We start from the raw sequence: 24,167 nt of genomic DNA, 5'->3' as shown, positions 1-24,167 counted from the left end.
GAGAAGAATGCGAAAACCAATTATTGCAGGAAACTGGAAAATGAATAAAACGATGACGGAAGCAAAGAATTTTGCTGAAGAAGTAAACGGTCTCGTTCCATCTTCTGATAAAGTGGAGTCCGTAATCTGTGCCCCGGCATTATTTCTTGACCGTCTTGTAGAAAGTACAGCTGACTATCAAGTTGAAATCGGTGCCCAGAACATGCACTTTGAGGAAAGCGGAGCCTTTACGGGTGAAACCAGTCCAGCTGCATTACAGGATCTTGGCGTAAAGTACGTCATCCTTGGTCATTCCGAACGTCGTGAAATGTTCAATGAAACGGATGAGGCAGTTAACAAAAAGGCAAAAGCCGCCTTTAACTACAACTTGACTCCGATCGTATGTGTCGGTGAAACGTTGGAGCAGCGTGAAGCTGACCAAACGAAACAAATCGTCGGTGACCAAGTGAAGAAAGCACTTGATGGACTGTCTGAAGATCAAGTAAAATCAACGGTCATCGCTTATGAACCAATCTGGGCAATCGGAACCGGCAAATCTTCAACATCAGCAGATGCGAATGAAGTCTGCTCCCACATCCGCCAGACAGTTGCCGAACAATTCTCTCAAGAAGCTGCCGAAGCCCTTCGCATCCAGTACGGCGGAAGTGTTAAACCGGAAAACATCGGTGAATACATGGCCCAGCCGGATATCGATGGAGCACTTGTAGGAGGAGCCAGCCTTGAGCCGAAATCATTCCTGCAGCTATTGGAGGCAGGTTCAAATGAGTAAATCTCCTGTTGCTCTTATCATCTTAGATGGATTTGCATGTCGTGAAGAGGACAAAGGGAATGCTGTTACTCAATCAAAAAAACCGAATTTCGACCGTTATTGGAATCAGTTTCCCCACAGCACACTGACTGCGAGTGGAGAAGCGGTCGGACTGCCTGAGGGCCAGATGGGGAACTCCGAAGTTGGCCACTTGAACATCGGTGCCGGACGGGTTGTTTATCAAAGCCTGACACGTGTCAATGTGTCCATCCGTGAGGGCGAGTTCGAAAAAAATCAAACGTTCGTCGATGCGATGGAGCATGCGAAAACAAAGAACAAAGCACTCCATATCTTCGGATTGCTTTCCGATGGCGGTGTTCACAGCCATATCGACCACTTGTTTGCGCTGTTGAGGATGGCTGCCGATGAGGGTCTCAAGAAAGTTTATGTCCATGCTTTCCTTGATGGCCGTGATGTAGGACCGAAAACAGCTGAGAAGTATATCCAGCAGACGCAGGATGTCATGCGTGAACTTGGAGTCGGCGAAATTGCGACTATTTCCGGACGTTACTATTCCATGGACCGCGATAAGCGCTGGGACCGTGTCGAAAAAGCTTACCGGGCAATGGTCTATGGTGAAGGGCCGGAGTACTCCAACCCGCTTGAAGTGATTGTCGATTCCTATGATAATGGAATCTTCGATGAATTCGTGCTTCCTTCCGTCATCAAAAGAGACAATGGTGAACCGGTTGCCACAATTGAAGAAGAGGATGCAGTCATTTTCTATAACTTCAGGCCGGACCGTGCAATCCAAATCTCAAATACATTTACAAATGATGATTTCCGTTCCTTTGAAAGAGGGCCGAAACATCCGAAGAACCTTCACTTTGTGTGTCTGACACACTTCAGTGAAACAGTTGACGGTTATGTGGCATTCAAGCCGACGAATCTGGACAACACGGTTGGTGAAGTCCTTTCGCAAAACAACTTGAAGCAGCTGCGCATAGCTGAAACAGAAAAATACCCTCACGTGACGTTCTTTATGAGCGGCGGGCGTGAAGCGGAGTTCCCTGGTGAAACACGGATCCTGATCAATTCACCAGATGTTGCGACATACGACCTGAAACCCGAGATGAGTGCTTATGAGGTAACAGAAGCACTGCTCGATGAAATTCAAAATGACAGGCAGGATGCCATCATTCTCAATTTTGCCAATCCGGATATGGTCGGCCACTCCGGAATGCTTGAGCCGACCATCAAAGCGATCGAAACTGTTGATGAATGCCTTGGTAAAATTGTTGACCTGATCACGGAAAAAGGCGGAACAGCCATCATCACTGCCGATCACGGAAATGCAGATGAAGTAGTCACACTTGAAGGTAATCCGATGACAGCTCACACAACTAATCCTGTACCAGTCATCGTAACAAAAGAAGGCGTATCATTGCGTGAGGGCGGTATCCTTGGAGACCTGGCTCCGACAATGCTGGATCTTCTAAACCTAAACAAACCGGCAGAGATGACTGGTGAGACGTTGATTAAGAAGTAAGTTTTGTTGATTGCAGCGGAATGCACTCTCCTAGGGTGTAGGTCCCCTGGGCGCATGCCGAGGGTGGACTCATGCCCGACTCCGGAAAGAGAGTGGATGAAACGAAAATCAAAGCGTTTTTACTTGTTAATCAAGTAGTATTAATAACAAAAGCTCTGTAAAAATTTAAACCTTGTTCTCAATGAATTGATTGGAACGGAAGGCACCGACTCCTGGGGGATTAGCGGGACAGGTGAGACCAAGGTTACGTACCTACTGGAACGTAACCCCACAGGCGAATCCAGTTCCAGCGGCCAGCGCCTAGCGGATTTCGGTCTCTCTCCTTGCGATAAGTCAACATCGGCGCGCTCCGCTTGCCGTGTTTCCTTTATCTCATGCGAGTGCCCTCCAATCCGTACGGCGCTGAACGGCCGCTTACGCTTTTTATGAAGCCGAGGAGGCTCACCGCCCGCCCCCAGGAAAGCGCGTGCCTGGAGTGGAAATCAACACTTGTGTTAACAGGTAATTAAAACCAAACCCATTTTAAAGGAGAGAATTTACATGCCATTTATTACAGACGTATATGCTCGCGAAGTATTGGATTCCCGCGGAAATCCTACAGTTGAAGTAGAAGTTTACACACAATCAGGCGCTTTTGGACGCGCATTGGTACCATCAGGTGCTTCTACAGGTGAATATGAAGCAGTTGAACTTCGTGACGGCGACAAAGGCCGCTACCTTGGAAAAGGTGTACAAAAAGCTGTAGAAAACGTAAACAACGAAATCGCTGAAGAAATCATCGGTATGGATGTAACAGACCAGGTTGCAATCGACAGAGCAATGATCGAACTGGATGGAACAGAAAACAAAGGCAAGCTGGGTGCAAACGCAATCCTTGGTGTTTCCATGGCAGTTGCACGCGCTGCTGCTGACTTCTTCGGAGTTGAACTTTACCAATACCTTGGAGGTTTCAACGCGAAGCAGCTTCCAGTACCAATGATGAACATCGTTAACGGCGGTGAGCACGCAGACAACAACGTAGACATCCAGGAATTCATGGTAATGCCTGTTGGTGCTCCAACATTCAAAGAAGGCCTTCGCATGGGTGCGGAAATTTTCCACAGCCTGAAAAGCGTCCTTAAAGGAAAAGGCTACAACACAGCTGTTGGTGACGAAGGCGGATTTGCTCCTAACCTGAATTCAAACGAAGAAGCTCTTTCTACAATCATTGAAGCGATCGAAAAAGCCGGCTACAAGCCAGGGGAAGAAGTTCTTCTTGCAATGGACGTTGCTGCTTCTGAAATCTACAACAAAGAAGACGGGAAATATCACCTTTCTGGTGAGGGCGTTGTCCGCACTTCTGCAGAAATGGTTGATTGGTACGAGGAGATGTGCAACAAGTATCCAATCGTTTCTATCGAAGACGGTCTTGATGAAAACGACTGGGATGGTTTTAAACTTCTTACTGAAAAAATCGGAAACAGAGTTCAGCTTGTTGGAGACGACTTGTTCGTTACAAACACAAGCAAGCTTGCTCAAGGTATCGAGCAGGGCATCGGTAACTCCATTCTGATCAAAGTGAACCAAATCGGTACATTGACTGAAACATTCGATGCTATCGAAATGGCTAAGCGCGCTGGCTATACTGCTGTAATCTCTCACCGTTCTGGTGAAACAGAAGACAGCACAATCGCTGACATTGCGGTTGCTACCAACGCCGGCCAAATCAAAACAGGTGCTCCTTCACGTACGGACCGTGTGGCGAAATACAACCAATTGCTTCGCATCGAAGACCAACTGGCACACACTGCACAATACCTTGGAGCGAAAACGTTCTACAACATCAAGAAGTAATAGTTTCGAGGAGATCCGTCCACTTAGTGGGCGGATTTTTTTATACGGGAATTTTTACCCAATAGGAGGTCTTAGAAACTCAAAAGACACCCTTCTCAAAAAGGGTGCCTGAAAGATAGGCTCACTCCTAAATTAATCTCCGCAATGCTTCCGTTCCTTTAAGATCAGAGAGCGATGCCGCACCGATTCCAAACATGGCGGTCCGTAGTTCAAACTCAATGCGCTGAAATTGTTCATCTAGTGCTTCTTCATCAGATGCCGCTGCATGTGGAAGGAGCGACCTTCCGAATCCGGCAAGATCAGCACCTAAGGCAATGGCTTTTGCTGCATGGACACCATTTTTCATTCCCCCGCTCGCATATAGCTGCACGGCTGGAACATCTCTCCTGATCTGCATCAGGCTTTCAGCTGTAGGAATGCCCCACTCCGTGAAAGCTTCTGCTGCCTTCGCCCTCATGGGTTCTTTTGAACGATAGGCTTCGACCTGAATCCAAGAAGTGCCTCCTGAACCGGCCACATCAATGAATGCAACCCCCGCTTCATATAAATGCCGGGCTGCACTGCTGCTGATCCCCATGCCGACTTCCTTTATTCCGACAGGGACAGGCAGCGATTTTGCTGCCTGTTCAATCTTCTTCAACAGCCCCTTGAAATTGGTGTCGCCTTCCGGCTGGAAGACTTCCTGCAGGCTGTTAAGATGGAGGACGAGGGCGTCCGCTTCAATGAGGTCAACTGCTCGCTGGCATTGCTCCACTCCATATCCGTAGTTAAATTGAACAGCCCCGAGGTTTGCCAGGATAGGAATCGAAGGAGCATGTCTTCGGATATTGAACGAATAAGCAGTTTGTTCATTTTCAATCGCTGTCCTCATCGAGCCGACGCCCATTGCCCAGCCGTGCTTTTCCGCAGTTCTTGCCAGCGCTTCGTTTATCTGGGCTGCTGTTTCCGTACCACCGGTCATCGAACTGATCAGAAAAGGTGCTTTCAGCTGCTTTTGGAAAATGGATGTGCCCAGGTCGATTTCGCGAAAATCAATCTCCGGAAGGGCATTATGCTGAAACCGGAAGGCTTCGAAACCGGTCGTCATCTCTAAAGATTCAACATCTCTCGTTAAGCAGATATCAATATGCTCGGTTTTTCTTTTCTCTGTTGAACTTTTCTCCCTGTCTGTCAAGGCAAGCCCTCCTTTGTTTTCGCTGCTGCAGGATGCGTTGAAACCTGAAGCGGTTATAACGCTGTATCATGATGAACGGAATGTTGGCCGCAAATGCATAAACAACCATGATCCACCCTACCAGCTCTGTGTTCCAGATGAAAAAGATCAATGCTGGGGGAATCAGAATCAAATGGGTGAATTCGGCACGTCTGGTTTCCAGTATGAAGGTTTCGAAATAATCCAAATCCCGTCCTGCAAGTTTTTTCTTCCGGAAGCCGCCGTCAAAGACACCGCCGCCATCCGGCAGAAGGGTTTTCCAGTGCTTGATGCCGATTCTTTCATAGAACCTTCCTCCTGACTCCCATCTCTTCTCCTGGTAAAGCAATGACTCTTTTGTAAAATACCGGCGGTCCATATGGAGGCATATGTATGATAAGGACAAATGGATCACCGGCCATAACACGATATTGAGCAGCAATGTCAACCAGAACGGAAAAGTCACCAGCATAATATCACCGCCCTTTCTTCTTGGTTAAAGAAATACTGCGCCCTTTCCAGGCCACATTCTTCATAAAGAACGTTCTTATTGCAGAATAAGCAAATACAGTGATGAAAAATAAAGATAATAGCGGAAAACAGAGGGAGGCTGACCAGATGAAGCTGCCGACTGCCCTCAGCAGAATATAGAACTGGATGCTGTACAATCCATAAAGGGTAAGGATGCCTGCTGTTTCATAGCCTGAGGCACCTTCAAGCCCCAAAAGCGAAAACCCGGCTGAAAGACTGCCGGAAACCCAGAGAATGATCGGGATAAGCAGCAGAAGATTCGTTGCTCCGGCTCCGGAGGCAAAGCTTTTACTCCAGCCTTGGGTCAGTTCTTTTACACCGCCGGGATACATCCTCATTGAAACAGCTTGCCTGCCAATATAATTGCGAAGCGGTATGCCATGGTTAAGAAAGGTTTTTCCCAGCATCATATGCTCCAATATTTCATGTGAAATGGCACTATGGCCCCCGACTTTCTCGTAATCCTTTTTCGTGCAGACGAAGCATTGTCCGAAAGCACCGGCAGGGGGGATCACCCTTGATAAAATGTGAAAGCTGCCGATACCCATGACGGCAATGAGGTTGAACATTCCTGACAGATTTTCATAAACACGGGTGATTTTATGATAAGGCTGAATCGTGAGTGCGCCGCCGCTGTTTTGCCGGGAGGAGAGTATGTTTTCCACACCGCCGGGTTCGATTGTAGTATCGGCATCCAGAAACATGAACACGTCTCCATCGGCTTCCTTCGCACCGTTCCAGCAGGCCCACGATTTCCCGAACCAGCCTGAGGGAAGAGGAGGGGGTACGATGACCCTCATCCCATAGTTCCTTGCGATATTGCCTGTTTCATCTTCAGAGTGGTCATCGACGACAATCACTTCATGGATTGAGGCCGCTTCAGCCTTTAAAGATGAAAGCAGAGCGTGCAGGTTTTTCTCCTCATTGCGTGCCGGAATGATGATGGACAGTCTGTCAGTATTCTGGTGGGATGATCTTTTTCCTCCGGGTATTGCAATTCTCCAGAGCAGTAAGCTGCCTAGTAGCAGGTATAACCAGCCAGGATGCATGCCGCCGCCTCCTTATTTATATTTCCAAATCAGCCCTTTTTTAAGCCATTCAGCTGTGTCGGACCGGTATGGAAACCAGTTTATTTCTTTATTTCTTCTGCCTTTATGAATCATTGTCGATTTGATGTTGCAGAAAGCCTGGAGCCCTTCTTTTCCATGGTACCGCCCAAACCCGCTCATCTTTACCCCTCCGAATGGGAGGTGCATGTTGCTTATGTTCCGCAGCACGTCATTAATCGTGCAGCTTCCGCTGTCAAGTTGCACGGCAATCCTTTCAGCTCTTTGAAGATCCCTGGAAAAGATACTCGCATTTAATCCGTAGCTTGAATCATTAGCCAGCTTGACTGCTTCTTCTTCAGTCTCAAATGTCATGATCGGCAGGAGCGGTCCGAATGTTTCTTCCTGCATCAACTTCATCTCATTCGTAATGCCTGTCAATATGACCGGAGGGAAGTGAAGGGACCGGCCTTGCGAAGGAAGAAAGCCTGTATGCATTTCGGCTCCTTTTTCCAAAGCGTCCTCCAAGTGCTCCCGGGCAGTCAGCCAATTCTGTTCAGTTGCCATTTGATTCAGGTCGGCTTCCGGCCCCTGCTTCAGTTCCTTGGTGAAATGGATGACTTTTTCAAGGAACGAGTGATAAATGGAGCGATGTACATATAATCTTTCGACGGAAACGCATACTTGTCCGCTGTTCATGAATGCGCCCCATACCGCAGCCCTGGCGGCGCGCTCAATGTTGGCATCCTCCAAAACGATCATCGGATCCTTCCCGCTGAGCTCCATATCGCAGGGAATGACATATTGTGAAGCTTGTTTTAAGACTGCTTTGCCGACTGACGAGCTTCCTGTGAAAAATATCTTATCAGGCTTTTGGCCGATAGCGTATTGAGCTTCTTCTTTGGAACCGTAGATTACCTGGAACACACCTTCCGGAAAGCCTGCTTCTGCAAGGAGTGTTTCGAGCTTCTCGTTTACGGGATCCAGTTTTTCCGAACCCTTCATGATGACGGCATTACCGGAGATAAGCGCTGATATGACCGGTATGAGTCCAAGCTGAAGGGGGAAATTCCATGGTGCAAAGACCATGACCACCCCCAGCGGTTCGTAACTGACGAAGGATCTGCCTCCAAAGAGATGGAGCGGGGTTTTTTTCTTTTTCTTCTTCAGTATCTTTTCAGCATGTTTTTCATAATAGGAGAGGGCATCCAGCACAGAAAATAAATCTCCGCTCAGTGCATCGCTTGCTGTTTTGTTGCCATGCTTGACCAAAAGCTCCGTCCATTCGTCCATTTCAGCCACAATCCGCTTCCGAAGTGCTTTCATGTGGTTTAATCTCGTTGAAATAGGGGTATTTCGCCACTGTAAGGATGCATTTCGGGAGGCGATCATCTTTTGCTCGATATCCTTCAGGTCTGTACGGCGGAAAGTCACGATATCCATCCTTTCTACACAGTTACATAAAATCTTTACATTTATTATACTTAAACTATACAATGAGGCTAAGCAAAAGTCGAAACATAACCTTCAATGGACGCCTGATTCTGTTTTACCCGGTTATCTCAACAACTAACAGTAGGAGGAGATCAAATGAGTAAGAGTGCAATCGTGATCGGTGGAGGTCTTGGGGGCCTTTCCACGGCTATTTCCCTGGCATCAAAAGGACATCATGTGACAATCTGCGAAAAAAATGAACGGGCAGGCGGCAAACTGAACATCCGCCAAGGCAAAGGGTATTCCTTTGATACCGGTCCTTCGATCCTGACAATGCCATGGGTGCTGGAGAATCTGTTCCAAAGGGCGGGAAGGGATATTCATGACTATCTTGACATCCAACGGGTTGAGCCGCAGTGGAGAACTTTTTTTGAGGATGGAACGGCTCTCGATGTGACAAGTGACATCCCGACGATGTTAAATGAAATCAGGAAACTCTCACCGGAAGATGCCTCGGCGTTTTATCAATACCTCGAATACTGCGGCAAAATGTATGACCTGAACTTAAAAAGCTTTTACAAGAAAAGCCTTACCGGCCTCAATGATCTCCGTGCTTTACATAATTTCAAAGAACTGATGGCCATGGATCCACTGAAAACCATGGACCAGGCGACGAAAAAACATTTTAAGGATAAAAGGGTCCAGCAACTTTTCAACTTCTTCATCATGTATATCGGCTCCTCTCCTTATCATGCGCCGGCTGTGCTGTCCCAGCTGATCCATGTCCAGCTCGGCCTTGGGATCTATTATGTCCAGGGAGGCATGTACAAGATTGCGGAAGCGATGCTGAAGCTTTGTGATGAGCTGGGGATCGAAGTGAAAACGAACAGCCCGGTTTCAGAGATTTTGACTGAAGGCAGCAGGGCGAAAGGAATCCAGCTGGAAGACGGTACAAAAATGGAAGCGGATATTGTCGTATCGAACCTGGAAGCTCTTCCTGCCTACCAAAAGCTTTTGAAGAATCATCCGCAGTCACAGGAAACGAAAAAGTCACTGGAAAAATATGAACCGACTGTATCGGGACTTGTTATGCTGCTTGGGGTTGATAAACAGTACGAGCAGCTTCAGCACCACAATTTCTTCTTCTCGAAGGATCCTGAAAAGGAATTCCGCCAGATATTCGATGAGGGGCGCCCTGCAGAAGATCCGACCGTTTACATCGGCGTATCGGCGAAGAATGATCCGGGCCAGGCACCGGAAGGCAAAGAAAATCTGTTCATATTAACTCACGTGCCGCCTTTGAAAGAGGGGGAGAGCTGGGAACAGTATCGTCAGGAGTACCGCGACATTGTGCTGAATAAACTTGAGCGGATGGGGATGGAAGATATCCGTTCACATATAGAATTCGATTATGAATTCATCCCTGACGACATCCAAAGATTATATGGTGCTAATGGGGGCTCAATTTATGGAGTCAATACAGACAAGAAGAAAAATGGCGGATTCAAGATCCCGGCCCGGAGCACGATGCTTGAAAACCTCTATTTCGCCGGGGGTTCAACCCACCCTGGAGGCGGGGTGCCGATGGTGACACTTTCAGGACAGCTTACAGCTGACTTGATCGAGGAGGAAATATCAGCGGAAGGGAAAAAGATTGGCTAGATCTTTAAGCGGGGAGAATCTGCTCTACTATTTCTTCTTATTCTGGTATGCATGCGGTGTCGTTCTTCTTTCGTTCGATCTGCTCCCCGCGTCTCTTCAATGGGCAAACGCAGTCTTTTTGATGCTTTCGGGACTGGTTGGAAGTGTCTATTTCCTTTCGGCTTACGGGAGGATTACCGGTGCATTCTTTATCGGGATGATATTCATTATAAGCATGCTGGCAGAAGGACTTGGAGTCCACTTCGGTTTCTTGTTCGGAAGCTACAAATATACTTCTGAATTTGGTCTGCAGCTTTGGGGGGTGCCGATTGCAATCGGCTTCGCCTGGCTGCTGGTCATTTCCACCTCCCATGTCATCGCATCCGTGCTGACAGCACCTCTTCTTCAAAAAAAGAGGTTTTTTCACAGTATCCTTTACATAGTGACAGGAGCCGTATTTACCTTGGGGATGGACCTCATCATCGACCCGGTTGCCTTTCATGTAAAACAGTATTGGATATGGGATGAGGGACTGTCGTTTTACTATGGAGTTCCTTTTAAGAACTTCAGCGGATGGTTCCTTCTAGCACTGTTTTTTCATTTAATCATCTACATAACGCTGGTACTGCTGCGCAAGTGGCCGGAGAAAAAGGATGGATACCGAAGCAAACGGATTGTGCTGCTATATATCCTCGTGTCAGGCATGTTCATGCTGCTTGGGCTCATAAACGGTCTCTGGCTGGCCAGCTTTGTCGTATTGATCTTCATCCTGGCGGCAGGGTTTGCTTATAATAAAATCCGGACTGTGGAGGAGGCCTGATTTTTGCTTATTCTATATTGTTCGATACTTGCTGTCTTTCTCATTTGGACAGTCATCAACAGCTTATTTCTTCCTTCGATGTCTAAAGCAGAAACAAGTATCGATGGAAATGAAAAGGTATCGATTCTTGTTCCGCTTCGAAATGAAGAAAAAAATGCAGAAGTGCTTGTAAGGAATCTGAAAGGGCTGACTCATCCCTCTCTGGAAATCGTGCTTCTTGATGATAATTCGACTGACGGGACGAAGGAATTGCTTTACGAGGCAGTCGGAGGGGACGAGCGTTTCGAAATCCTGGAAGGCAGGCCGCTTCCGGGAGGATGGAGCGGAAAAGTCCATGCGTGCTGGCAGCTCAGCCAAAGAGCAACAGGGGATTATCTGCTGTTCCTTGATGCGGATGTCAAACTTCAGCCTGGCACAGTGCAGCAGGGACTTCGTTTCTTAAAATCAAAAAAAGCCGGGATGATCACTGGATTTCCAAAGTTTCCTGTGACATCGCTCCTTGAAAGATGGCTTGTCCCCCTGCAGCAATTCTTTGTAGTGTTTCACCTTCCGATATGGGCGGCGAATCATACAACGAGGGAGGAGTTCACCGCAGCCCATGGAGCCTTTCTATTCTTCAGCCGGGAGGCATATGAAGCTTCGGGTGGCCATGAGGGGATAAGGGATTCGATCGTCGATGATGTCCATATCACCCGCAAGGTTAAAGCAGCCGGGAAAAGAGTGGTGCTATGCAATGTGACGGACTATGTCACATGCAAGATGTACAGCCGCAATAAAGAAGTATGGGAAGGGTTCACGAAAAATCTGTTCCCGGGATTGAATCGGTCTGTACCCTTCGTCCTCATGATCAGCCTGTTCTACCTGATCTTCTATGTCTTTCCGCTTCCGCTGGCGATTTATGGGCTCTGGAACGGCTTCCTTGAAGATTGGAATCTATTGTTCTTCCTTCCTCTGGTATTGACTGTGCTGCAAAAAATGTGGGTGAATTTCGTGATCAAACAACGGCTGATGCTTGCACTCTGGATGCCGGCTGCAAGCGGTGCATTCATCGCCCTCATCTTTAATTCAATGATGTACGGACTGAGAAACAAAGGATACAGCTGGAAAGGAAGGACCTATTCATGAAGAAGATCGTCATTATCGGAGGAGGTCTTGGAGGGCTTGCTGCAGCCGCTGTTCTCGCAAGCAGCGGCTGTTCTGTCAGCCTTTATGAAAGAAATAAGCATCTTGGCGGGAAACTCAAGCCTGAAAAACTGGGCAGCCATACGTTCGACTTTGGTCCGAATACCATCACTATGCCCCATGTGTTCGATTCTGTATTTCAAGAAGCGGGAGAAGATCCTCGCAGCTACTATGAATGGGTAAAGCTTGATGATCATACAGCAAACTGGAGTGCGGATGGCCGGCGTTTTTTAATGTCGACAGAAAAGGAAACGGTTCTGGAGCAGCTGAAAGTGATCGACCCTTATGCTTACCGGCACTATGAAAATTATCTTGGTGAAGTCGGGAAGCTTTACCAGTTATCAGAACAAGCCTTTTTCCATCGAACATTTTCATCATGGAAGGATTATCTTTCACCAAGCCTTTTTTCAGCTTTCACCAAGGTGAAACCCCTGGAAACGATGGATCACTTTCACCGCAGGTTTTTCAAGGATCCATTTCTTCTGCAGGTGTTCAACCGGTACGCTACTTATATCGGCTCTTCTCCCTATACCAGTCCTGCGACATTTTCAATGATCGGGTTCCTGGAAATGGTCCAGGGAGTTTATTATGTAAAAGGCGGAACAGTAAAACTAGCCCAAAGCTTAGCGAAGCTTGCTGTAAAACATGGCGCAGAAATACATACTGAGGCGGAAGTGGCGGAAATCATCACAACAAACCGCCGGGCTGCAGGAGTCAGGCTCCGGAGTGGAGAAAGGATTGAAGCTGATGATGTCATATTGAACGGCGATCTGCTTCATGCACTGCCTAAGTTGGTCAGGAATGAAGAAAGAAGGGTGATGACTGACAAAAGGATAGGCAGAACGTCTCCCTCCATTTCAGCTTTTGTGATCATGGCAGGACTTGACCACCACCATGATTCCCTGATCCATCATCAAGCTTATTTTTCCGGTAACTATAAACGGGAATTCTCTGATCTTTTTCAAGGGCGGTGGCCGGATGATCCAACGATATACATAAGCAATTCTTCCTTTACGGACAAATCGGTCTCGCCGGAAGGAAGCAATTTATTCATCCTTGTCAATGCTCCCCCAATAAGCGAGAAAAATACGGCATCTTTTGATGCTGATAGATATAAAGAATCTATCTATGACAAGCTTGAAAAACAGGGGGTGTTGATCCGTCCATTCCTGAAAGAAGAAAAAATCGTGACGCCTGAAGATATACAGGAGCAGTTCGGAGCTTACCGGGGGGCTTTGTACGGGATTGCCTCGAATACAAAAAAAGATACCTTCTTAAGGCCGTTCAACCGTTCACAGGATATTGAAAATCTTTATTTTGCCGGTGGAACGACACACCCTGGAGGGGGTTCGCCGATGGTGGTGATCAGCGGGAAAAACGTGGCCAAGACGATCCTGGGTAAGAACAGATGAAAAAGTGAGGATCCATCAGAAAAAGAGAGACCCGGTGATCACTGGTCACTGGAAATCTCTAGGTTTTGAAAACTTTATTTTGATTGTTAAAGGAAAAGCCGACACTCGTTTCTAAAATGAAGGAGTGTCGGCTTCTTTTCTTTAAAATACACCTATCTTTATTTGTTAAAATTATTACCATAGCAACCTGTGATTTCTTCCATAATAGAGCAGAGGATTCTGCCGCATTACATCCGTGTCTAAAGAGGAAAAAAGATAAGACGTAGTCCTATATGAGTAATGAAAATCATTGTTTGTTAAGGATGAATCAATGGAAAATACCAACTTTTAATGATAATTCTATTACAAAATAAGTCTTTGTTAGATAGTATCTTTTTTCAACGTTGATTGAAGTGGAAGGTGCGCGACCTCCTGGGGGATTAGCGGGACAGGTGAGACCCCGCAAGCGCAGCGAGGAGGCTCATCCAGCTACAGCGCCTAGCCCCTCGGGGTCATAAGCCAATCCGTCAAGAAGGTTAAAGAGCAACCTTCCCGCCGGCTCGTCTTATGCCTGTCGGGCCTGATCAAGGCGCTACCGTTTTTTAATTCACCGCCCGCCCCGCGGAGTCGTGCACCTGGAACGGAAATCAACACCTTTTCATAAAATATAGATTTTGTTGGACTTATTCAGTAGCCTCTTATTCCCGGGTCTCTCTTTCAGCTTGTGGACAAACCGGCAAGCATTTTTTCTTTTTGTTTTTCTGATACATAAGCGCGTTCAGAGAAGACGTTATGGCCGTTGGCACGAACGCTGTCGAGGATACCGCGGTAGAAGACAGCGGCTGAATGGACAGGCACCTGCGAATAGGATGGATAATGGAACATGGTTTCCATTGCTTCCCGGTAGTGGGCCTCTGCGCGTTCGGCTAGGCTTTCCCACATAGAAATGAAGGAGCCGTTCAGTACATTTCCTTTCAGCAAAGCCTTTGAATAGCCATGTTCCGCCAAGATTTCCTCTGGCAGGTAGACTCTGTCCCGATCCATATCTTCTCCGATATCCCGCAGGACATTGGTGTACTGCATCGCTATGCCGAGGGCGATGGCACCATTTCTTAATGCTTGTTCTTTTCCAGGGGCCAGGACAGGAAGCAGCATGAGTCCGACTGTCCCTGCAACATGATAGCAGTACGATTCAAACTCATGGATAGAATGATAGGTCCGCCCTGAAAGATCCATCTCCTGGCCCTTGATCATATCCTCGAACGGAGCGAACTCCATTTCATACCGTTGAAAAACATCATGGAGTGCTGTCCAATAGGGGGAGTCCGACATATGCTCACCGCTGGCAAACCGGGAAAACTCTTTTTTGAATGTTTCCAGCTCAGCTTCCGGGTTATCACTTTCATCCACAATATCGTCGACTCTTCTGCAAAATGCATAGATTGCCCATACGGCGTTGCGGTTTTCCTCCGGCAGGAATGAAAACGCCTTGTAGAAGGTTTTTGAATGCTTCTTAATGATGTCTTCACATGCCTGGTAAGCTTCTCTCATCTTGTCATCTCCCTTTCCATATAATTTGACAGCAGTTTTGCTCCCTGCATCACGATTGGGATGCCTCCTCCGGGATGAACGGAAGCACCGACACTATAAAGGCCTTCATAGGAGAAGGGCTTTACTTGAGGGCGGAAGACCCCTGACTGGTTCAGTGTGGGGGCAATGCCGAAGCTGCCTCCCTGATACAGACCATCCTGCTGGTCATCTTCCGGAGTCCTCACTTCCATCCATTCAACAGCTTCCTTAAGGCCGGGGAAACCCCTGGCTTCAAGTTCTTCCAGAATTCCTTCTATATAATCATCTTGATTTTTCCAATCGATCTTATCACCGGAAGGAACCGGGATAAGTGAATACAGCACGCTCTTACCTGCCGGCGCGAGACTGGAATCGATTTTTGACGGATAAAAAGTGTAAATGGAGGGGTTTTCCGTTAGCCTGCTGCTGGAAAAGACGGCGTCCATATGATGCTGAAAATGCTCCGGCATGAAGAACTGATGGACATCAGCCTCGTCATATTTCCTGTTTAAACCGAAATAGAGAAGCAGACAGCCGGATGATGCTTTATAGCGCTTTTTCCTCGGCTTTTCATTATTGATGAGCCGGTGTATCCCTGGAAAATCCCCGTTGAAGACAACAGCGTCGAAGTTTTTCTGCTTTCCATTTAATACAAGCCCTGTACATCGGTTTCCCGCAAATTGGAGCCTGGTGACTTCAGACTCAAGATGTATCGGGATTTCAGCTTCCTTTACATGTCTTGCTAATATATCTGCCAGTCTTCCGTATCCGCCTTTCAGATACCAGATCCCGTGTTCATGCTCACTGTAAGGGATCAGCGAGTAGAGGGCAGGCGCATTATCCGGTGAACCACCAATGTACAGCGTCTGAAAAGAGAAAGCTTCCTGCAGGCGCGGATGAGTAAAGTAAGCCCTGGTGCTTTTTCTCACACTGTGGAATGCCTTGAGTTCCATCAATGTCTTCATATTACCCATTGAGAAAAAATCGGCCCTTTTTACAAAATCCTTATCGAGGAATGCGAGCTTCCCTTTTTGGAACCGGTGTTTCATGTCTTTCAGGTAGCGGAGGTAGTTCTGCTGTTCTCCGGGATAGACACGCTCTATTTCATTAAGCTGTTTTTCGAGATTACTATATTTATAGAAATGGCTTCCGTCCGGGTAATGAAGTTTGTAAAGTGGATCGCATTGAATCAAATCCAGTTCATCTATATTCACGCCGGCGTCTTTCAGCACTTCCTTTAACATGTCCGGCAGAAGGACGATGGTTGGCCCTTTATCAATCTTGAAACCGTCCCGCTCAATGAAACCGAGCCTGCCGCCAAGTCTGCTGCTTTTTTCGAATATCGTGACATCATGCCCTCTCTGTTTTAATAAAAGGGCGGTTGTCAGTCCGCCGACTCCTCCGCCAATAATGGCTGTTCTCATACAGACACCTCCCGGACAGCATGTTTTTCTAATATCATCGAGCTTGTGATACGAGCGGATTCAATGATTGTCGGCAGTCCGCTTCCAGGGTGGGTACCGCCTCCGACAAGCCAGAGCCTGTCGATTTCCTTCACCTTATTGTGCGGCCTGAAATACATCATCTGAGGGAGATTATGGGCAAGGCTGAAGGTCGCTCCTTTATAAATGTTGAGATCATGTTCCCAATTATAAGGTGTGAACACAATTTCTTCCTCGATATGATGTTCAATCCCTTTGAAGCCAGTACGCTCTTCCAACTGCTGAAGTACAAGCTTCCTGAACTTCCCTTTGTTCTTTTCCCAATCGATCTCGCTGAAGTTGTTCGGTACAGGCGCCAGCAGATAGACAGCCGATTTACCCTCAGGTGCCAGTGTACCATCCGTCACAGAGGGGTTATGGATATAGATTGATGGATCTTCTGAAAGGGTTTTTGTACCGGTGATTTCCTCGACATTCTTTTTGTAATCCTTTGAAAAAACGATCGTGTGGTGAGGCAGGTCATATTGTGTATCCAAGCCGAGGTACATCATGAACGCCGAGCAGGAATACTTTTTCTTGTGCAGTTTTTCCGGCGTGTATTTCTTTGTCAATCCTTCTTGAAGGAGATTTTCCATGGCATGGGCGAAATCTGCATTCACGATCACTTCATCTCCTGAGAGAGTGACACCATTTTCAAGAAGAACACCATTTGCCCGGTTTCCTTCCGTCATGATTTTCTTTACACCGGCGTTTGTCATGATCTTGCCGCCGTATTCTTCAATGACGGCAGCCATGGCTTTCGTGATTTGATTCACGCCTCCAACGGGATGATGGACGCCGTATGCGTGCTCCATATAGGACAATATCGTAAATGCACCTGGACATTCCCATGGGGACATCCCAAGATATTTCGATTGAAAGGTAAAGGCGAGTTTCAGCCTTTCATCTGTAAAATAATCTGAAAGCCGTCCGTACAATGATTTCCCTACATTCAGCTTCGGAAGGGCTTTAAGGAACCGCCATTTGGAATAATCAAACAGCGAATCGTGCTTGTTCCGCAAAATTGGCAGAAGTGCTTGAAGCTTCGCATCTTCCTCTCGCATAAATCGTTCATATCCGGCAGCATCGCCTGGGAAAAGCTGCTGTATCTGTTTCTTGGTGTATTCCTGATTCCTGCTCGGACTGAAGGAAACGTCATCGAACCGAAGCTCATACATTGGGTCGATTTCTTTTAAGTTTATGTAATCATGAAGGTTCCTGCCTGATTCAGTGAAGGCTTCCTCGAGAATATGAGGCATATTCAGAAATGTCGGTCCTCTGTCAAACACATACTCTCCGATTTTCATAGAGGATGTTCTGCCGCCGATGAAAGGCTGCTTCTCTACGACTGTCACGTCCATGCCCTTACTCGCCAGGAGCATCCCTGCTGTCAAACCGCCTGGGCCTGCACCAATTATTATGACCTTTTTCACGTGCTCACCTCATCTCACTAAATGATACAACTATTATACAATTATTATACACAAGTTGAAAAGCGATAAGTGTTCTCTGTACAGGGGGGACAGGACAGAGTTTAATATGTAAGGGGTGATCTGAAATCAACTTGGTGGATGTTCCGGAAGGGAATAGATTAAACAATGCTGCTCGATTGCAGAAGTCCTTGTTCTACAGGGGCGAATTCCCGGGGAGTTTTGTTGAAGGGCCGCTAATAATGACACCTTTCGGCTGACAAGCCTACTCCTTCACTTTCCCTTACCCATTTTCAGCAGGATGAAACGCTTAAATTCAAAGGCTGCTGAGAAGCCCCATCACTTCATCGCCAAAAAATTCAAAACCTTATTGTGACTATGACTGGTGTATGATAAAATGAAAGATATTGTTTGATGTTCGTTTCAGGAGGTGGGACTCGTGCATACATTATTAATCACTTTACTTATCATTGTTTCAATTGGCCTTATCGTAGTTGTACTATTGCAATCAGGTAAAAGTGCAGGTTTATCAGGTGCCATCTCAGGTGGTGCAGAACAGCTATTCGGAAAACAGAAAGCGCGCGGACTCGATTTAGTGCTGCACCGCGTTACAGTTGTTCTTTCCGTACTATTTTTCATTTTGACTCTTGCAGTAACTTACTTCGGTTTTTAAACATAGAAAAACCCGGTCCAAAACGGCCGGGTTTTTTTCATTTTTTTACAGCGGCATTTTTTATGTGCAATAGGCTTCATTACTGGATTGTTTTGCAGGTATTTGCTTAAAATAAAGGGTGGGTTCAAGGTTAATCAAACGTTTGTTTAATAAGGCTCCTTTCGTAAACTTAGTTGCTATTCAATATAAATTACAACTAATATCCTGGTAAATCGTCGTAAAACCCCTGTGAGCAGGAAAGAAAAGAGCTGCTCGTTCTTTTTCGAGAGTTAAACCTTTGTATACAGGGGAAAAATCCGGCATCTGGGATTTTTCCGAAAGCATCAATATATATGCGAAAACAGCCTTTTAAAAAAATGAACCTTTATAAGCTGACAAAATCACAGTTGTTTACTATATTTTCAAAAGGAGTTACAACGATGAAAACTGTTTTGCCAAAACCATTTACATTTGAGGCAGGAAAGCGTGCTGTCCTGCTTCTGCACGGATTCACAGGGAATTCTGCCGATGTCCGCATGCTTGGCCGCTTCCTTGAGAAAAAAGGCTATTCTTCTCATGCCCCGCACTATAAAGGACATGGCGTTCCGCCGGAGGAACTGGTCCATACAGGGCCTGAAGATTGGTGGAAGGATGTCATGGACGGATATAACCATCTGAAGAGCAAAGGCTATGAGGAAATTGCCGTAGCCGGTCTTTCGCTTGGAGGGGTATTTTCACTGAAATTAGGTTACACTGTACCTGTAAAGGGTATTGTACCGATGTGTGCGCCAATGTACATAAAAAGCGAAGAAGTGATGTATGAAGGTGTGGTCGATTATGCCAGGGAATTTAAAAAGTTTGAAGGGAAAGACCCTGCGCAGATCGAAGAAGAAATAGCGGAATTCAAGAAAACACCGATGAATACACTGAAAGCACTTCAGGGCCTGATTGCGGATGTGCGAGATAATGTGGATATGATCTACAGTCCGACATTCGTGGTCCAGGCGCGGAACGACCATATGATTAATACAGATTCGGCTAACATCATTTATAACGCCGTCGAATCTGATAATAAAAAGATAAAATGGTATGAAGAATCAGGACATGTCATTACGCTCGATAAGGAAAAGGAACAGCTGCATGAAGATGTATTCGCATTCCTTGAAGGGCTGGATTGGACTGTTTAAAACATGCTTTAGGAGGTTTGAAAAATGGATGATTCCATTCGCCAAAAAATAGACAAGCTGCTTTCTTATATGAAAGATGAAGCCTATAAACCATTAACGGTGCAGGAACTGGAAGAGGCTTTCGGAATCGAGGGCTCTTCCAATTTCAAAGAGTTTGTCAAAGCACTTGTCACTATGGAGGAAAAGGGACTTGTGGTCCGCACCCGAAGCAACCGTTACGGGCTGCCGGAGAAAATGAATCTTGTCCGTGGTAAATTGTCAGGGCATGCAAAGGGGTTCGCCTTTGTGATTCCGGATGAGCCGGGGCTGGATGACATTTTCATTCCACCGAATGAAACGAATAATGCAATGAACGGGGATATTGTCCTTGCAAGAGTATCTTCTGAATCCTCAGGCAGCAGAAGGGAAGGTTCCATCGTCCGCATCCTGGAAAGAGGAGTTTCGCAGGTTGTCGGAACCTATACAGAAAGCAAGCATTTCGGATTTGTCATCCCGGATGACAAAAAATTCTCAAGTGATATCTTCATTCCTAAAGCGGCAAACATGGGAGCGGTGGAAGGACATAAGGTTGTCGTGAAGCTGACTTCTTATCCGGAAGGCCGAAAAAGTGCCGAAGGGGAAGTCATCGATATCCTTGGACACAAAAATGACCCAGGTGTGGATATCCTTTCTGTTATCCATAAGCACGGAATCACGGTCGAATTCCCTGATGAAGTGATGGAGCAGGCCAACAATGTCCCTGATGAAATTGATCCATCCGAGCTTGAGAACCGCCGGGATTTGCGTGATGAAACCATCGTAACGATTGACGGCGCGGATGCCAAGGACCTCGATGATGCGGTAACAGTCAAACAATTGGAAAACGGAAACTACAAGCTTGGCGTTTATATCGCTGATGTCAGTTATTATGTGGAAGAGAGTTCACCAATCGATCAAGAGGCATTTGAAAGAGGAACTTCCGTTTACCTGGTGGACCGGGTGATTCCAATGATTCCCCACCGCCTTTCAAATGGCATCTGTTCATTGAATCCTAAAGTGGACCGCCTGACACTTGGATGTCAGATGGAGATTAACTCTCAAGGTGAAGTGGTCAAACACGAAATTTTCCAAAGTGTCATCAAAACGACTGAACGCATGACGTATTCCGATGTGAATAAAATCCTTGTCGATAAAGATGAAAAGCTCCGTGAACATTATCAGCCGATCGTCCCTATGTTTGAAAAGATGGAAGAGCTTGCGCAAATCCTGAGAGAGAAGCGGATGCAGCGCGGAGCCATTGATTTTGACTTTAAGGAATCGAAGGTATTGGTGGATGACGAAGGAAAGCCGACGGATGTGGTGTTAAGGACACGTTCGGTGGCAGAACGCCTCATTGAGGAGTTCATGCTGGTGGCCAATGAAACGGTCGCTGAACATTTCCATTGGATGGATGTTCCGTTCATTTATCGTATCCATGAAGACCCGAAAGAAGAAAAGCTGCAGAAGTTCTTCGAATTCATTACGAATTTCGGCTTGTTTGTAAGGGGATCAGCAAACTCTGTCCATCCACGGGCACTGCAGGAAATCGTTGAAGCCGTAGAAGGAAAGCCGGAAGAAATGGTTGTTTCCACAGTCATGCTGCGGTCCATGCAGCAGGCTAAGTATTATGCTGAGAGTCTGGGACACTTTGGTCTTTCTACTCAATATTATACTCATTTCACTTCTCCGATCCGCCGGTATCCGGACTTGATTGTCCATCGTCTGATCAGGACATACTTGATCGAAGGCAAACTGGACGAGAGCACGAGAGCGAAATGGGCTGCCCAAATGGATGAAATCGCAGAGCACACCTCAAGCCGTGAAAGACGTGCAGTTGATGCTGAACGGGAAACCGATGAATTGAAAAAAGCAGAGTACATGCTTGATAAAGTCGGGGAGGAATACGAGGGCATCATCTCTTCTGTTACAAACTTCGGGATGTTCGTCGAATTGTCCAATACGATTGAAGGCCTTGTCCATGTCAGCTATATGACAGATGATTACTACCGCTTTGATGAAAGATCGATGGCGATGATTGGTGAACGGACTGCGAATGTCTTCAGGATTGGAGACGAAATTACCATCCGTGTGGTAAACGTCAATAAAGATGAGCGTGCCATCGACTTTGAAATCGTCGGGATGAAGAGCAATCAACGGCCTCGGGAAGAACGCCCGACTGTGGTAAGGACGAAACAAAAAGACCGACAAGGCGGCGAAAAGCCAAAGAAAGAATCAGGTGAATGGTCAACCCGCCCGCCGAAAAACAAAAAGAAAAAAGGCAGCAAGAAATTTGAAAATGCGCCTCGAAGTAAGAGAAAGCCCAAAAAACGAAAATAAGCCATCTCAGGAGAAAAGGAGATTTCTTTTCTCCTTTGCTTTCAACTTGTATAATGAAGATACTATTCTAAAAAGGCGGCTCGTAAATAGAGAAAACAGCCGCTGCCAGAGAAAGAGGGGGAAGCCGACATGCCAAAGGGTGAAGGAAAGTTAATCGCACAGAATAAGAAAGCGCGCCATGATTTTACCGTGGAAGAAACCTATGAAGCGGGACTGGTCCTGCAAGGAACTGAGATAAAGGCTATCAGGGCCGGACGGGTGAACTTAAAAGATTCTTTTGCCAGGATCCAGCAGGGTGAGGTATTTGTGCATAACATGCACATCAGTCCTTATGAACAGGGAAATCGTTATAATCACGAGCCGCTCAGGACCCGCAAGCTGCTTCTTCATAAAAAACAGATCTCGCAGCTGATCGGCCAGACGAAAGAAGCCGGTTACTCCCTGGTGCCTTTGAAGCTTTATATTAAAAATGGAGTAGCAAAGCTGTTGATCGGTCTTGCCAAAGGTAAAAAGAAGTATGATAAGCGTGAAGACTTGAAACGGAAGGATGCAAACCGTACCATCCAGCGAGAACTTGCTCAAAGGCAGAAAGGTAATTACTGATTAACGTAATTTACCAAGAGCCAAATCATTGCAAATACCTGCAGATTTGTTATAATGATAATTGTCGCTAGGTTAACAGGCGGCAGTAAGAACAACTGAATAAGTGACTGAGCTTAACTTATTCTTCCCGTTCTTCCCTTTAGGTTTTTTCGCTGAAGCGAAAATAACCACCTATCATGGGGACGTTACGGATTCGACAGGGATAGTTCGAGCTTGAGTTGCGAGCCGTGGGGATCGTCCACGTTAAAACGTCAACGCCAATAATAACTGGCAAATCTAACAACAACTTCGCTTTAGCAGCGTAAGCTAGCTTAGCGGTTCCTCCCTCCATCGCCCATGTGGTAGGGTAAGGGACTCACTTTTAGTGGGCTACGCCGGATTCCACCGTCTGAGGATGAAGGAAGAGATTAATCAGACTAGCTGCACGGACGCCCGTCGATAGGCAGATGTTGCAGCGAACTCGCGAATGTATCGACTACGCTCGTAGACGCTTAAGTGGCGATATGTCTGGACGTGGGTTCGATTAATTATTAGTCGCCTTGTATGGCAACATACAAGTGAAAATTTGGCTTTATCGGTGAAACCTAAGTCACACTATGTGATAAGGCAATGCCGAGCGGTATGTGGAGCGATCCAACAGCCGTGTATCGACTTATAGGCTGCCCAAGCGGCAGTACTAGGATGCGGATTCCTGCCTGATGACCAGGTAAATTTACAGTTCGCATAATACGCCAAAGAGCCTTACAGATAAGGTTCAAGATATAGTCAGTGCCATGTCGAAAGCATGGAACAGCACGTCCCACCGTCTCCACCAAATACATATTTGGTGGTTTTTATTTTTTCACCAGCATTCGAATTTAACAAATTATAAAAAGCAGCTGTTTGACTTATAGTCTACAGCTGCTTTTTGTATGGCAGAACTAATAGTTGAAAAATTTCGATAATAAGGTTTAATTTCCAAAAAACTGTGCTACTTAAGAATGAGCACTTGTATTTCTTTTGAAGAAATATCAACAAAATAGGAGTAAAGAACTAACGATAATGGTGGAAAAAATAAACAGATTCTATCATTCTGGCACATTATCATCCATGTTATAGTTAAAAAGATTGGAAAATTTTATATATAAATTAATCTGGTGAGGTGAAGGTTCTTGTCTTTATTTTATTATTACGGATTGCTGAGGGAAAAGCGTGACCAGCTTCAAAGGCTCCAGGATTGCAGCAGCAAGCTGCATGGAAACCAGCAGGAGTTTTCAAGTTATCGGGAAACGATTACGGACCCTGAACTTTCCACTTATACCTGGCAGGGCACTCTTGCGAATAAATTTGATGAAATAAGGCTTGGAGGGATGCTTCATTACTTTACAGATATTGAAACGGCCCAGTTTAGTGAAGTGTTTTCTGCGCTGAACAGCAAGATACAAAGCATACAAAGTGAAATACAAGCAATTGAACATACCATTCAGAGGCTTGAAGCAGAAGAAAGAGCAAAAGCTGAAGTCAATTAGATTTAACATTCGGGG

19 protein-coding genes and 1 other RNA gene are annotated in these 24,167 nt (G+C 46.3%); 13 read left to right on the top strand and 7 right to left on the bottom strand.

All coding sequences use genetic code 11. From position 1 onward, the window contains the following. Window positions 1–7: 7 nt before the first annotated feature. The 3 genes from tpiA to eno all read left to right on the top strand — a co-directional run bounded on the left by tpiA (window position 8) and on the right by eno (window position 4,130). Window positions 8–769, top strand: a complete 762-nt coding sequence (tpiA, locus tag D3H55_RS01055; RefSeq protein WP_119544996.1) for a triose-phosphate isomerase — start codon at window positions 8–10, stop codon at window positions 767–769. Next, on the top strand, window positions 762–2,297 hold the full coding sequence (gene gpmI / locus D3H55_RS01050) for a 2,3-bisphosphoglycerate-independent phosphoglycerate mutase (protein ID WP_119544994.1): 1,536 nt from the start codon (window positions 762–764) through the stop codon (window positions 2,295–2,297). The genes tpiA and gpmI overlap by 8 nt, the downstream gene beginning before the upstream one ends. A gap of 540 nt (window positions 2,298–2,837) precedes the next feature. Continuing rightward, window positions 2,838–4,130, top strand: a complete 1,293-nt coding sequence (gene eno, locus D3H55_RS01045; RefSeq protein ID WP_119544993.1) for a phosphopyruvate hydratase — start codon at window positions 2,838–2,840, stop codon at window positions 4,128–4,130. Window positions 4,131–4,257: 127 nt separating this feature from the next. On the opposite strand, the gene fni is transcribed toward eno, so the two are convergent. The 4 genes from fni to D3H55_RS01025 are packed head-to-tail and all read right to left on the bottom strand — an operon-like array spanning window position 4,258 to window position 8,342. After that, on the bottom strand, window positions 4,258–5,304 hold the full coding sequence (gene fni / locus D3H55_RS01040; protein WP_119544991.1) for a type 2 isopentenyl-diphosphate Delta-isomerase: 1,047 nt from the start codon (window positions 5,302–5,304) through the stop codon (window positions 4,258–4,260). Next, window positions 5,252–5,794: a glycosyl-4,4'-diaponeurosporenoate acyltransferase CrtO family protein gene (locus tag D3H55_RS01035; protein WP_119544989.1), complete on the bottom strand. Its 543-nt coding sequence runs from the start codon at window positions 5,792–5,794 to the stop codon at window positions 5,252–5,254. Before D3H55_RS01035 ends, fni begins: the two co-directional genes overlap by 53 nt. A 4-nt stretch (window positions 5,795–5,798) precedes the next feature. Beyond that, the gene (locus D3H55_RS01030) at window positions 5,799–6,902 is read right to left on the bottom strand and encodes a glycosyltransferase family 2 protein (protein WP_119544988.1); all 1,104 of its coding nucleotides are present in this window, start codon (window positions 6,900–6,902) and stop codon (window positions 5,799–5,801) included. A 12-nt stretch (window positions 6,903–6,914) separates the two neighbouring features. Beyond that, window positions 6,915–8,342: an aldehyde dehydrogenase family protein gene (locus D3H55_RS01025; protein ID WP_119544986.1), complete on the bottom strand. Its 1,428-nt coding sequence runs from the start codon at window positions 8,340–8,342 to the stop codon at window positions 6,915–6,917. Window positions 8,343–8,489: 147 nt separating this feature from the next. On the opposite strand from D3H55_RS01025, the gene D3H55_RS01020 reads away from it, so the two are divergent. The 4 genes from D3H55_RS01020 to D3H55_RS01005 are packed head-to-tail and all read left to right on the top strand — an operon-like array spanning window position 8,490 to window position 13,388. Beyond that, complete coding sequence (locus D3H55_RS01020; RefSeq protein ID WP_119544984.1) at window positions 8,490–9,995, top strand: phytoene desaturase family protein; 1,506 nt, start codon at window positions 8,490–8,492, stop codon at window positions 9,993–9,995. After that, window positions 9,988–10,794, top strand: a complete 807-nt coding sequence (locus D3H55_RS01015) for a carotenoid biosynthesis protein (protein ID WP_119544982.1) — start codon at window positions 9,988–9,990, stop codon at window positions 10,792–10,794. Before D3H55_RS01020 ends, D3H55_RS01015 begins: the two co-directional genes overlap by 8 nt. 3 nt (window positions 10,795–10,797) lie before the next feature. Further along, window positions 10,798–11,919 carry a glycosyltransferase family 2 protein gene (locus D3H55_RS01010; RefSeq protein WP_240628445.1) on the top strand — a complete coding sequence of 374 codons (1,122 nt, stop codon included), beginning with the start codon at window positions 10,798–10,800 and terminating at the stop codon, window positions 11,917–11,919. Then, entirely contained in the window at window positions 11,916–13,388 is a 1,473-nt protein-coding gene (locus tag D3H55_RS01005) for a phytoene desaturase family protein (protein ID WP_119544980.1), read from the top strand. Before D3H55_RS01010 ends, D3H55_RS01005 begins: the two co-directional genes overlap by 4 nt. Window positions 13,389–14,084: 696 nt before the next feature. Here D3H55_RS01005 and D3H55_RS01000 read toward each other — a convergent pair. Genes D3H55_RS01000 through D3H55_RS00990 form a run of 3 tightly spaced genes read right to left on the bottom strand, consistent with a single transcriptional unit; the run spans window position 14,085 to window position 17,850 of the window. Next, window positions 14,085–14,918, bottom strand: coding sequence for a phytoene/squalene synthase family protein (locus D3H55_RS01000; protein ID WP_119544978.1), 834 nt, complete (start codon window positions 14,916–14,918; stop codon window positions 14,085–14,087). Further along, window positions 14,915–16,360 (bottom strand): phytoene desaturase family protein, encoded by a 1,446-nt coding sequence (locus D3H55_RS00995; protein WP_119544976.1) that lies wholly within the window; start codon window positions 16,358–16,360, stop codon window positions 14,915–14,917. The genes D3H55_RS01000 and D3H55_RS00995 overlap by 4 nt, the downstream gene beginning before the upstream one ends. Beyond that, the gene (locus D3H55_RS00990) at window positions 16,357–17,850 is read right to left on the bottom strand and encodes a phytoene desaturase family protein (RefSeq protein WP_119544974.1); all 1,494 of its coding nucleotides are present in this window, start codon (window positions 17,848–17,850) and stop codon (window positions 16,357–16,359) included. The genes D3H55_RS00995 and D3H55_RS00990 overlap by 4 nt, the downstream gene beginning before the upstream one ends. A gap of 436 nt (window positions 17,851–18,286) precedes the next feature. On the opposite strand from D3H55_RS00990, the gene secG reads away from it, so the two are divergent. The 6 genes from secG (at window position 18,287) to D3H55_RS00960 (ending at window position 24,152) form a co-directional block, all read left to right on the top strand. After that, a complete protein-coding gene (gene secG / locus D3H55_RS00985; protein WP_119544973.1) occupies window positions 18,287–18,520 on the top strand; it encodes a preprotein translocase subunit SecG in 234 nt (77 codons plus the stop codon). Window positions 18,521–18,939: 419 nt separating this feature from the next. Further along, window positions 18,940–19,686 carry an alpha/beta hydrolase gene (locus D3H55_RS00980; RefSeq protein ID WP_119544971.1) on the top strand — a complete coding sequence of 249 codons (747 nt, stop codon included), beginning with the start codon at window positions 18,940–18,942 and terminating at the stop codon, window positions 19,684–19,686. Between the two features lie 24 nt (window positions 19,687–19,710). Beyond that, a complete protein-coding gene (rnr, locus tag D3H55_RS00975; RefSeq protein WP_119544969.1) occupies window positions 19,711–22,041 on the top strand; it encodes a ribonuclease R in 2,331 nt (776 codons plus the stop codon). A 129-nt stretch (window positions 22,042–22,170) separates the two neighbouring features. Then, window positions 22,171–22,644, top strand: coding sequence for an SsrA-binding protein SmpB (smpB, locus tag D3H55_RS00970; RefSeq protein ID WP_119544967.1), 474 nt, complete (start codon window positions 22,171–22,173; stop codon window positions 22,642–22,644). 186 nt (window positions 22,645–22,830) lie between these two features. Then, window positions 22,831–23,170: a transfer-messenger RNA gene (ssrA, locus tag D3H55_RS00965) on the top strand. A gap of 625 nt (window positions 23,171–23,795) precedes the next feature. Beyond that, window positions 23,796–24,152, top strand: coding sequence for a YwqH-like family protein (locus tag D3H55_RS00960; protein ID WP_119544965.1), 357 nt, complete (start codon window positions 23,796–23,798; stop codon window positions 24,150–24,152). The last annotated feature ends 15 nt before the right edge of the window (window positions 24,153–24,167 follow it).

Source organism: Bacillus salacetis, assembly GCF_003581585.1.
Taxonomy (GTDB): domain Bacteria; phylum Bacillota; class Bacilli; order Bacillales; family Bacillaceae_B; genus Rossellomorea; species Rossellomorea salacetis.
The sequence above is the reverse complement of the archived record's forward strand: the minus strand, read 5'-3'. Positions and strand labels throughout refer to the sequence as shown.

Bases quoted from the DNA above. Each gene is read 5' to 3' on its own strand.
- tpiA (WP_119544996.1), top strand. From the start codon at position 8: ATGCGAAAACCAATTATTGCAGGAAACTGGAAAATGAATAAAACGATG.
- gpmI (WP_119544994.1), top strand. From the start codon at position 762: ATGAGTAAATCTCCTGTTGCTCTTATCATCTTAGATGGATTTGCATGT.
- eno (WP_119544993.1), top strand. From the start codon at position 2,838: ATGCCATTTATTACAGACGTATATGCTCGCGAAGTATTGGATTCCCGC.
- D3H55_RS01035 (WP_119544989.1), bottom strand. From the start codon at position 5,794: ATGCTGGTGACTTTTCCGTTCTGGTTGACATTGCTGCTCAATATCGTG.
- D3H55_RS01030 (WP_119544988.1), bottom strand. From the start codon at position 6,902: ATGCATCCTGGCTGGTTATACCTGCTACTAGGCAGCTTACTGCTCTGG.
- D3H55_RS01025 (WP_119544986.1), bottom strand. From the start codon at position 8,342: ATGGATATCGTGACTTTCCGCCGTACAGACCTGAAGGATATCGAGCAA.
- D3H55_RS01020 (WP_119544984.1), top strand. From the start codon at position 8,490: ATGAGTAAGAGTGCAATCGTGATCGGTGGAGGTCTTGGGGGCCTTTCC.
- D3H55_RS01005 (WP_119544980.1), top strand. From the start codon at position 11,916: ATGAAGAAGATCGTCATTATCGGAGGAGGTCTTGGAGGGCTTGCTGCA.
- D3H55_RS01000 (WP_119544978.1), bottom strand. From the start codon at position 14,918: ATGAGAGAAGCTTACCAGGCATGTGAAGACATCATTAAGAAGCATTCA.
- D3H55_RS00995 (WP_119544976.1), bottom strand. From the start codon at position 16,360: ATGAGAACAGCCATTATTGGCGGAGGAGTCGGCGGACTGACAACCGCC.
- D3H55_RS00980 (WP_119544971.1), top strand. From the start codon at position 18,940: ATGAAAACTGTTTTGCCAAAACCATTTACATTTGAGGCAGGAAAGCGT.
- rnr (WP_119544969.1), top strand. From the start codon at position 19,711: ATGGATGATTCCATTCGCCAAAAAATAGACAAGCTGCTTTCTTATATG.
- smpB (WP_119544967.1), top strand. From the start codon at position 22,171: ATGCCAAAGGGTGAAGGAAAGTTAATCGCACAGAATAAGAAAGCGCGC.